The organism is Collinsella sp. Sow4_D11 (assembly GCF_052116465.1).
GTDB lineage: Bacteria > Actinomycetota > Coriobacteriia > Coriobacteriales > Coriobacteriaceae > Collinsella.
In genome coordinates, this window is sequence record NZ_JBQKLA010000035.1 from 1 (window position 1) to 9,640 (window position 9,640).

Annotated in this window: 13 protein-coding genes; 5 read left to right on the forward strand and 8 right to left on the reverse strand. The window is 66.3% G+C overall.

The window, feature by feature from the left end:
* Positions 1 to 344: 344 nt before the first annotated feature.
* The 5 genes from ACTQ40_RS09725 to ACTQ40_RS09745 all read left to right on the forward strand — a co-directional run bounded on the left by ACTQ40_RS09725 (position 345) and on the right by ACTQ40_RS09745 (position 2,485).
* Positions 345 to 1,208: a hypothetical protein gene (locus ACTQ40_RS09725; RefSeq protein WP_441563999.1), complete on the forward strand. Its 864-nt coding sequence runs from the start codon at positions 345 to 347 to the stop codon at positions 1,206 to 1,208.
* Positions 1,192 to 1,428 (forward strand): hypothetical protein, encoded by a 237-nt coding sequence (locus tag ACTQ40_RS09730; protein WP_441564001.1) that lies wholly within the window; start codon positions 1,192 to 1,194, stop codon positions 1,426 to 1,428. The genes ACTQ40_RS09725 and ACTQ40_RS09730 overlap by 17 nt, the downstream gene beginning before the upstream one ends.
* Positions 1,429 to 1,655: 227 nt before the next feature.
* Entirely contained in the window at positions 1,656 to 1,994 is a 339-nt protein-coding gene (locus ACTQ40_RS09735) for a hypothetical protein (RefSeq protein ID WP_441564003.1), read from the forward strand.
* Complete coding sequence (locus tag ACTQ40_RS09740; protein WP_441564005.1) at positions 1,987 to 2,184, forward strand: hypothetical protein; 198 nt, start codon at positions 1,987 to 1,989, stop codon at positions 2,182 to 2,184. The genes ACTQ40_RS09735 and ACTQ40_RS09740 overlap by 8 nt, the downstream gene beginning before the upstream one ends.
* A gap of 100 nt (positions 2,185 to 2,284) precedes the next feature.
* Complete coding sequence (locus ACTQ40_RS09745; protein ID WP_441564007.1) at positions 2,285 to 2,485, forward strand: hypothetical protein; 201 nt, start codon at positions 2,285 to 2,287, stop codon at positions 2,483 to 2,485.
* A gap of 92 nt (positions 2,486 to 2,577) precedes the next feature.
* On the opposite strand, the gene ACTQ40_RS09750 is transcribed toward ACTQ40_RS09745, so the two are convergent.
* The 8 genes from ACTQ40_RS09750 to ACTQ40_RS09785 all read right to left on the reverse strand — a co-directional run bounded on the left by ACTQ40_RS09750 (position 2,578) and on the right by ACTQ40_RS09785 (position 9,381).
* Entirely contained in the window at positions 2,578 to 3,909 is a 1,332-nt protein-coding gene (locus ACTQ40_RS09750; RefSeq protein ID WP_441564009.1) for a peptidoglycan-binding domain-containing protein, read from the reverse strand.
* A gap of 14 nt (positions 3,910 to 3,923) precedes the next feature.
* Positions 3,924 to 4,253, reverse strand: a complete 330-nt coding sequence (locus ACTQ40_RS09755; RefSeq protein WP_441564010.1) for a hypothetical protein — start codon at positions 4,251 to 4,253, stop codon at positions 3,924 to 3,926.
* Positions 4,253 to 4,678 carry a hypothetical protein gene (locus ACTQ40_RS09760; RefSeq protein ID WP_441564012.1) on the reverse strand — a complete coding sequence of 142 codons (426 nt, stop codon included), beginning with the start codon at positions 4,676 to 4,678 and terminating at the stop codon, positions 4,253 to 4,255. Before ACTQ40_RS09760 ends, ACTQ40_RS09755 begins: the two co-directional genes overlap by 1 nt.
* A gap of 18 nt (positions 4,679 to 4,696) precedes the next feature.
* On the reverse strand, positions 4,697 to 5,419 hold the full coding sequence (locus tag ACTQ40_RS09765) for a hypothetical protein (RefSeq protein WP_441564014.1): 723 nt from the start codon (positions 5,417 to 5,419) through the stop codon (positions 4,697 to 4,699).
* Entirely contained in the window at positions 5,420 to 6,496 is a 1,077-nt protein-coding gene (locus tag ACTQ40_RS09770) for a hypothetical protein (RefSeq protein WP_441564015.1), read from the reverse strand.
* Positions 6,489 to 7,289, reverse strand: coding sequence for a hypothetical protein (locus ACTQ40_RS09775; protein WP_441564017.1), 801 nt, complete (start codon positions 7,287 to 7,289; stop codon positions 6,489 to 6,491). The genes ACTQ40_RS09770 and ACTQ40_RS09775 overlap by 8 nt, the downstream gene beginning before the upstream one ends.
* 44 nt (positions 7,290 to 7,333) lie before the next feature.
* Entirely contained in the window at positions 7,334 to 8,188 is an 855-nt protein-coding gene (locus tag ACTQ40_RS09780) for a hypothetical protein (RefSeq protein WP_441564019.1), read from the reverse strand.
* A 77-nt stretch (positions 8,189 to 8,265) separates the two neighbouring features.
* Positions 8,266 to 9,381 (reverse strand): hypothetical protein, encoded by a 1,116-nt coding sequence (locus ACTQ40_RS09785; RefSeq protein ID WP_441564021.1) that lies wholly within the window; start codon positions 9,379 to 9,381, stop codon positions 8,266 to 8,268.
* Positions 9,382 to 9,640: the final 259 nt, after the last annotated feature.

Below are 9,640 nucleotides of genomic sequence, written 5' to 3' on the forward strand. Positions count from 1 at the left end.
GCCACCACGCGCCCGGATTGGACGCCGGGGCACTCCCACAACGACGCGCTGCGGATCGTCAGCAAGCGGGTTCTTCGTGACCTGTGGCGTGCAGCGCGCGACCACTACAAGGAAGGAAACAACCATGATGAACAAGATTGACACGACCAAGGGCCGACAGTTGTCCACGCACGACGTGGCGGCGCGGCTGGGCATCAAGCCCGCCACGGTCAGCGGCTACCGATTCCGGGGCACCATGCCCCCGCCCGACGGCAAGTTGGGCAAGACTGTGTGGTGGTGGGAAACCACCATTTCCGAATGGCGCAAGACCCGCCCCGGTCGGGCACAACTTCCCCGGGGGCCATTTGGCCGGCGTCACCCATCCCAGCTCCGCCCCCGGGGAACCACAAGCTACCAACACGGGCCAGGCAGAGCTCGATGCCCAGAAGGGCCCCGCCCGTGTTGGTTCAGACTCAGTGACGGGCGGGGCCCACACAGGCTCGGCACCCAATAACCGCGCGCCCCGCCCGTCGCTGTTCGATCCGACCCTGTACACGCTGGCTCAGTACCTGGACGACGTGGAGGGGCTGCGTAAGGCCCAAGCCAACCGCGCCCGAATCCTGACGGCCACTGAGCCCGACGAAGACGGCGTTGTGCGGGGCTTCGGCTACGACGAAACACACCCCGTGGTTGCCGTGGTCACGGCTCAGCTTGAGCAACTGGCCGGGCTTGAACACGCCGCGATTCTCGAACTGCAGCGGGTCATGCGCAGGCACCCCTTGAACGCGTGGCGCAAGACCGCCAAGGGTGTAGGGGAGAAGCAACTAGCCCGCCTACTGGCCGCCGTCGGTGACCCGTACCTCAGGGCCGACACGGGCCAGCCGCGCACCGTGTCACAACTGTGGGCGTACTGTGGCCTGCACACGCTGCCCGGGGACGGGGGCAACGAAGCCGCCCGGCGTCGCAAGGGCCAACAAGCCAACTGGTCCACCGACGCCAAGACGCGGGCCTACCTCATCGCCACGTCATGCGTGAAGCAGACCGGTAGCGAGTACCGCGCCGTGTACGACGCCCGACGGGCACACACGGCCACCACGCGCCCGGACTGGACGCCTGGCCACTCCCACAACGACGCGCTACGGATCGTCAGCAAGCGGGTTCTTCGTGACCTGTGGCGGGCAGCGCGCGACCACTACAAGGAAGGAAACAACCATGATGAACAAGATTGACCCGACCAAGGGCCGTCAACTGTCCACGCACGACGTAGCGGCGCGGCTGGGGGTGAGGCCCACCACCGTGAGTGGCTATCGATTCCGGGGCACCATGCCCCCGCCTGACGGCAAGTTGGGCAAGACTGTTTGGTGGTGGGAAGCCACCATTGCCGAATGGCGCAAGACCCGCCCCGGGCAGGGTTGGCGCAAGGGCGTTGAGGGGGCCCGCAATGGCTAAGGGAAGCGCTGCGGCGTCGTCGGCGCATGACTGGCTAGCCGCCCTTGTGGCCACGCGCCCGGGCGGGTGGGGCAGGCCCAAGGCGTACCCGTCGGCCCACCTGTTCGGCGCTGGCGACATGCTCAGCGTGTGCGGCCGCGCGCTGTACTTCGGTGAGACGACGGCGGAACCGGGACGCACCAAGAAGTGCCCAGCATGTTGGCGGGCCGAACTGGAAGGGGCCAACCATGGCCAAGTATGACGACAAGCCCACCGCCCGTGACCGCGTGGACGACAACGCGCAAGCCGTAAACGCCCGGCGCGACTGGCTGAATGCCCCAACCGCCTACGGGCTGTTGGCGGTAGCTGAGGCTGTGCTGGACTTGGCCGACGCCATACGCACGCACCGGGGCCCCGTGGTGGGGTCCACGCGCCCGCTGCCGCCCGCCAAGCCCACGGGCATTACGCCGTGCGAATGTGGACACGTACGCGACATGCACCACGACGACGGCGGGGAGGTGTACACGGCGTGCCGTGCGTCGTCATGCCCGTGTACCTACTACGTACCGGTGGTGCGCGGTGGCTAGTGAGTACACAACGCACGCCGCCGACAAGGCAGGCTTCACGCTGCGGGAGCTTGACGACTTCGTTGCCCAGGCCACAGCGGCCGGGGTGTCGTGGGACAGCCGCGTCTATGTACGCAACACGCGCTTCCCCAAGTCGCTTGGCGCGCCGGGCGTGCCGTTCGGCCAACTGAGCGCGGCACCCGACAAGTGACCGTTATCAAACTGTTATCTTTCTGGAGTTGACACCTAGCAATGTAAGTGTGCTAAGCTCTACACATAGCCACAAGGGCTACCGACGAAAGGACAAGAACATGACCGCCACCTACAGCACCAAGAACGAAGCCATCGCCGCGGAGATTGTCGCCGTCATCAACAGCGGCATGGCCGACGCCGACGACTACGACGTGGACGCCATCGCGGATGAGGTTCTGGGCGACTACGGCGACGGGTACGCCGTCCAGGTCGAAGACGACGACTTCTGGGCCATCGTGGCCAAGCACGCCAGGAACTGAGTCCTCCGCGCGAAACACCCCCCGGGCCGAAGCTCGGGGGGTGTTTCTGCACCTTGTCGGGTATCTCCAACCGGCGGTGTAACCGGGTGGTCTTAGAACGTGCCCGCGTTCAGCTTCTCTTGCAACTTGCGGGTAGTGGCGGGACCCCACTTGCCATCCAGCGTCGCGCCGACGTACCACTGCAAGCGCTTCACCCAATGGCTGTTGAAGACACCATTAGCAGCCCACCTAGCCCAACCCTTGGGGGCCCGGTACTGCAAGACCCGCTGCAACGCCGCGTACGTCTGCTTACCCAACACGCCATCGACCGGGAGAAGTCGCTTGCCGTCCATGGTGCGCGTCCCGTAGCGCGACCCCAAAACGGTCTGCAACGCCCGGATCGTCTGCGGGCCAAGCTGACCGTCCACCACCACCACCCGCGGCTTCGGCGCGGCACCCGTGGCCGGTACCGACGGCTTGGGCGCGGGCTTCGGGGCGACCTTCTTCGCCGCCAGGTAGTCCCACCAGGTGCGCAGCCGATACGTCGAAACATGCCCCGGGCCCACGTCCGGCCCGTTGCCGACCAGCCCGTCGCGTCCGTTGCGGTAGCCGTGCTTCACGCCCTTGGCGTCGATGTAGGCAATCTGACGACGGGCCCCGGCCGACGGCGCGCCCCAACCGTTGGGCACACCGTGCAGGTGGTAGCTGGGGAAACCTTGAGCGCGCACGCCCCACTTGCCCACGTTGGTTGTGCGGAACGACAGGAATATGCCCACCTTGCGCCCAGCCTCAATAACCTTGGCCACTTGTTCGCGCGTCAGACCACGAACCGAGAAGTCCACGGCGTCGCCCGCATGAGTGCCCGCGCTGGCCGCTACCGCCGTGCCGTTGTAGCCGCCCTGTGTCACCACAAGGGGAACGTCAGGGGTCAGACGGTCAAGCTCAACAAGCGCGTCGCGGAACTCGGGCGAAAACTTGCCGCCCTTGTACCAGACATACCCGGTGTTGGCCAGCGTCGCCAGCGCGTACGTAGCCCCGCCCGTAGCGGGTGGTGTGTACAACGGGCGGCGCGTGGACCCCAGCCATGGGATCGACGGCGCGACGCGCTCAAGCCACTTCGCCAGCAGGTAGTACAGACCGCCCAGCACGACGGGCAGCGCCCCCTCTAGCCACGTGTTGAACGACGGCGGCACACTCACACCAAGGGGAGTGAGCGCCCACACGACGACCGAGACTACCCAGCCCACCAACATGGGCGTGAGCGTGCGGATGATCGCCGTAACCTGGCTGGGCACCACGGCCGGGTCGGTGTCGTCGGGAATGGGCTCAGGTAATAGCACCGTGTCATTCTCAGTGGTGCCCGGTTCCGGCGCGTCGTCGTGGTCGTCGGGAAACTCCACGCTCAACTCGTCGCCGGGGTCTAGCTTGTTGTTGTCGTCGTCCATGGGATCAACCCTTTCTAATTGTTCCTAGGCGGTTCGATGATGGATGAGGGGGTCGGGGCGTGCTCGGGGTGATCCAGCCACGACGGCGCGGGGCGTGGGATCGGCAACCCAAAAGGGCGCTCAGCCAACAACCGCCGGATATAGTTCCGGTCCTCGTGGCGCTCGCGGAACAACTGCCCTACCTGTTCTTCGAGGTGGTCAACCCGCCGGGCAAGCTCGCTGTACGGCGCGGCTTCGGACTCCACGCGCTTCGACCGCAGTACCTGAGCGCGGCCCACGAGCGCAACGAGCACGCCAGCCGCGGCGGTGATGGCGGTAAGGATAATCTGCGTGACCGGCTCCATCAGCGCTCCTCCTCGTGTGGCTGGTCTGGCCACCCGGCCAGCAGCAGGCACATGTTGATGATGGCGAGCCAGTACAGCAGGGCGGGGGCCGATGAGAAGGCGCCGGGAGGGTAGCCGGGGATGGCGAAGTGTGCCAACGAGTAGGCGTGGGATACAGCACGCTCCACGGGCATCAGGCACGCCACCAGCCAGCCCCAACGGTGCAGCCGAGTCGGTGCGAGTGCCAGCACGATCACGCCGGTGGTCACCCACAGCGACGCACGCAACGTCGCGGGCCACGCCTCGTACAGGATGGCCCTGCCAGGGTCGGGGAAACCAGCCCAGTCGAGCCACACGTCCCCGCCTCGCGCCAGTAGCATCACACCGACTGTCGCAAGCGCGACTCGTGCCCGTCGGGCCGTCAGCCACGTTGGGGGCTGTACCACACCTCGCACCATATGCCCTCACGCCCTCTCATACACGCCGGACAAGAACAACCTTTGCCCCGTGGCGGGGGTCGGGTTGGTGTTGGACAACCGCGCCCCCGCGTACTGAACTACCAATACTTGCTGGCTGATGGGGATTGCCGTTACCGGCTGTTCAGGGGTGTAGAAATAGCCACTGGCTGTTACCCGGGGCCAAGACCGCGACTGGAACGGTAGATCGAAGGTCCAGTAGGTCGTTCCAACGTTCGTGGTGCTCCCGCGCTCCCATAGGATGCTGAAGAACACCGTGCGCCCCAGCTGTTGGTAGCGCCCCTCCAGCGTGCCGTTGCCGATAGCCAAAGGCGTGTCGTTCGCGTCGCGCCACGCAACCGGCCACGTGTTCCACTCCGTGTTGAAGCTGGTACGCCAATTTTCGAGGTTGGTGGCGCGCCCCTCAACGGCCCCAACACGCGCCGTGAGGCTACTCACCCGCGAATCGGTGTTAGACAGCAACGACGCGACGCGTTGAGCCTGCGACGGGCTAGCGCATACTGTCAGCGCGCGCTTGTGCCACACACACCACACACGGTCACCAACTTCCAGCGGCCCCGCGGCGTTAGACGTGACCGGTAGCGCGGGCCCCGTGGCCATCCGCACCATGAGTACGGGCGACACAACCTCCACCGTGGCCCAGGGCAGTTCCAGTTGCTCAGGGGCACGGTTGATGAGTAGGTGCGCCAACGACGACGTGTTGAGTGCCACCTAGACCACCTCGAACCGACGTAGCGTTGAACTCATCATAGCCATGGGTTCCAACTTGATTGCTTGTTCAACGACCACCATGTGGTGCCCGGTAGGCGACAGCACCGCGTCGCCCAACGTCAACGGCAGCACCAAGTGCTCCACCGGCAGCCGAACCGCTGGCCGGGATGAGTCGCGCAGCTTGCGCCGCGCCAAGTCATCGACCACGGCTTGGCTCGTGGCGTCGGCCCCGTCCTCTACCTGCGTGATCCACCGACCGCGACGTGCGTAGCTGTAGGCGCTGGCCGGGTTGTTATTCTCGGCAACACCAACCAACGGCTGCACACCCTCGGACTCCTGCGTGGTTACCACATAACGATTGGGGATACCCGACGCGCTCAGCGACTCCGACCACTCGGGCGCGGTCACCGAGTACGCGCCTCCTCGGAAGTCCCACTGTACGGTCCGCTGGTCGGGGTCGATGTATGGCTCGGAGCGATACACGCCCTCGGCGTCGGCCCTCAGCGGCGTGTACCCGATAGCGGCCAGAAGGTCGTTAATGATGGTGAGCCGTGGCGTCCCGGCAGGCCACGATACCGCGGTGCGCGTGCGCTCGGATGACGGCGTGAGCGCGTAGCGGCGCTGGCCCCCGTTGACAATGAGCGCTTCGACCGCGCCAACCACGGGCCAGTTGACCGGCAGTGCGTAGTGGTCGCGGATACCATCGTCCTGCAGGATCGCCGTTTTATCGACCAGCGGCACGGTGACGGACACACCGTCGGGGTGTTCCCTCTCGTCTACTTCTCCCGACGCCAGAAACACACCCCACGGAACCTCGAAGCGCTGACCGTGGACTTCGGCTACGTAGGTGATCGCCACACGGTCAGCCAGCCAATCCACGCCCTGTAGGAAGTCGCGCCCGCTCGGCACCTCTAGCGTGAGGGTTCCACCGCCGGCCACAGCACGGAAAGCGTTGAAGTCAAGCGAGCCGCCAGTAACACCGTCGAGCTGACGCCTGTACACGTCCTTGTTGGTGAGCAAATCCACGCGCCACGCGGCACGACGCCCCGACGCCCCCCACAACTCGGCGCTAATCATGGTCCACCGCCGTCACACTGAATGACACGGAATCGTGGCCCCACCACGTTGGCTTCCACGACAACGCACCGTCGATCACACCCCAGAACCTGCGCCCTGCGGGGTCGCGGTAGTAGACATGTTGACCTAACACGGTCGCGGCCCACACCTCCTCGCCGGGCTCACCCTGCTGCGGGAGTGTGACACCCGACACGTCCACCGATAGGGCGGGCTCGTAATCCAGCGAGAACGCCGCCACCGGGCGTGTACGCCCCAGCACTCGGTGCAACTCCACGCCGGGTGTGTGCGATGACGGCACGGCTAGGTCGTACGGCAGCGATAGCGCCGCGCCGGACTCGGTGGTGAGCCACACACGGGTAGGCTCAGGCGGTGTTACCTCGACGGCATCGCCGTAGGCCACCGACGGCAGCAACGACACGGCAACCGCACGGTAGTGCAACGGGCCGAACAACGGCGGGTAGGGGTCGCCCACGCCCGCGTCGGACGATAGCCCGTCGGCTATAGTCTCCCACGTTTCGCCGCCGTCCGTCGAGCGCTCAACGCTCAACGTGTCGGTGCCGACGGTGCTTGTGTACGAGCCGTCGAAGTAGTCGCCGTCGTAGACGCCGTCGTAGACGCCGTGCCTGTCCCACCAGCCGGGGCCAACTATGACGTTGCCGGTGCCGTAGACGCGAATCTCCGCCTCGTCGGCGGGTGCGGTATAGACGGTGTTGCCGACGATGAGCCACTGCCCAGCGTAGCGAGCGGTGATGAGCAGGGTCCGGTTGGCGATTGCTCCAAGGCTGACGGTCACGGTGTCTCCTCTCTCTCTATGTTACTGCCCACAGCGCTGGGCGGTCAGGTGCGCGGGTCGACTGGCGGGGTGGGGTAGTCGAGGCCGTAGTGCGCCCGCGCCCACGGGGAGAGTCCGCCATAGGGGATGGGCCAGTCTCGGCGGTCATCGAGCGGTGAGCCGTTGAGGCTGATGGTGCCGCTACGAACGTCGGTGCCGTTGATGTGGACGCCGCCAAGCGCCTTGGTGTCCACCACGTCGCAGGACGAGTCGATCAGCCAGAAGTGGTCGGGGGTGTTGCGGCCACCCCACGCCGCGTTGCCCTTCCCGTGGACGTCGATCATGCAGAACGTCTGCGGGTGGACGTCGAAGTCCCAGCCGTGGGCATTGGTGCCGCCGGTCATGGTGGCATCGTAGAGGACGGTGAATCCCCAGTCGCCGCCGTCATGCCCATAGGTGACGAGCTGGGTGTCAGGGTTGGCCGGGTCGACCTTGGTTAGCGACATGCGGGCGAAGACCAGCGTCCCGCGCTGATTGCTGGCGTGGATGCAGTACTTCCCGTCCACCATGTACGCCCCGGTGTGGATGTCGACGCCCTCCCAGTAGACGAACTGGTGCGGCACGATCTCGCGGTTGATAGAGGTCGTCCCCTTCTGCACGTCTGCCGCATAGACGCCTATGAACGGCCCGATTGGGGTGATCGGACCGGGTTCGTCGTAGTGGCCGGGGTCCATGATGATATCGACCCGGTAGTCGGGGGTCAGGAACGGGGCGCCCTCAGCCGTCTTGCGCGCAGCCTGTATCTGCTTGGCTGCGGCCACAGCACTGGTGAGGGTGGCGTGCTCCCGTGTCGGCCCGACGTGGAGGGTGGCGATTGCGCGGGAGTCGGGGCGCATCGCCATGACGATGGGGTCGTCCACGACTGGCCGGGGGTCGGCTGGCTGCGGTTCCCCCGGCTGTGTCGCGTGGCGTCCTGCGAGGAGAGCGACCAGGATGCTCACGCTGAGGCCTCGATCCGGTAGGAGCGCAGACCGTCGTGGGGCTTGGGTTCGCCATCGCTGGGGCTGGATCGTGTCACAACACGAGGGCTCCCGCCCCTGTTGTAGCCCGTGATGGTCGCGGTGGTGTGCAGCTGCTCACCGATGTAGACCCGCACTGTGGCGTTACGGATCTCTAGGTCACCAGAGCCGTTGCCGTCGTCGGTGATGATCTCGATCATGCCCTCCCCGGCGAGAGGAACCGCGGGCGCGTCAGGCTCGACGGTGGTCACGACTGTGCCCTGGCCGTAGATGCTGACCGTGCCATTGCCCATCACGCGCGCAGTAATCCATCCGAGGCGTGCGGCGACATACGAATCGCCAGTATTGCCGAGGGACCACGCGAGGTGGTAGCGGAGTCGGTGGTTCAGTGGGGTGTTTTGCGGGGTGATCTCGACGTGCGATGACCAGATCTGGCCGCCCGGTGGAGGTGCGGCGAGGATACCGCCCTGCACGCTGGCGGTCGTCGCCGCACCATCCGCGACGGAGACATTGAGCGCCGGGCCGGTCTCCGGCACGAACCCGGTCGCGACGACGGTGCCGTCGGGGGTGGTGGCGAAGTCGTGGGCGGATAGGGTGGTCCACTCGGCGAGAGCAAGGGTGGTCTGCTCGACCACGCCGCCCATGCGGGCATTCCCTGCGGCGTCGCGGGTTTCGTGGCGGAAGGCGTAGGTAGTGGAGGCCGTCAGCCCGGCAACGCCGGTATAGGTGCCAGAGGTCTGCCAGTCGGTCCACGTCGCGGAGGTGCCCCACTGTGCGGTGGTCCAGCTTGCGGCGTCAGCCGCAGGGGCGTAGGCGAAGCGGAAGGGTTGGGCGTGCAGGGCCACGTCGTCGAGCGCGCCCTGGACGGTCATGCTCGCGGTGGTGGCGTCCACTGCGACGGTCAGAGTGCCGGCGGTGGGCGGGGTCGTGTCAACCACGGGACCGGGCTCAACCGTGCCGTAGTCGGAGAATCCGCGCCATGCGTTGCCCGTCCACACCCACGCGGTGACCGTGACCGACCCAGGGGCCGGGTCGACGGTGACGCCATTGACGGTGTGCCCGCCGGTGGCGTCCTGGGTGAGGATCAGCGTCACAGCCTGATCAGTCGGCCAGCCGGATGAGTCGACCGGGCCGGAGGCTGTGAGTGTGGCGCGCTGCACGGGGAACCCGCCACCGCCACCACCCCCACCAGCCTCCAGTAGGGACGACTCCACAGCCGTAGCCCACGCCGCCATCTTGTCGTGCCACGGTGCCTCGCCGAGTGCAGGTAGTGGTGGGAATTGCATAATCGTCTCTCCTTATAGTCCGTAGGGGTTTTCACCATCTGTCTCTTATACACATCTCCGAGCCCAC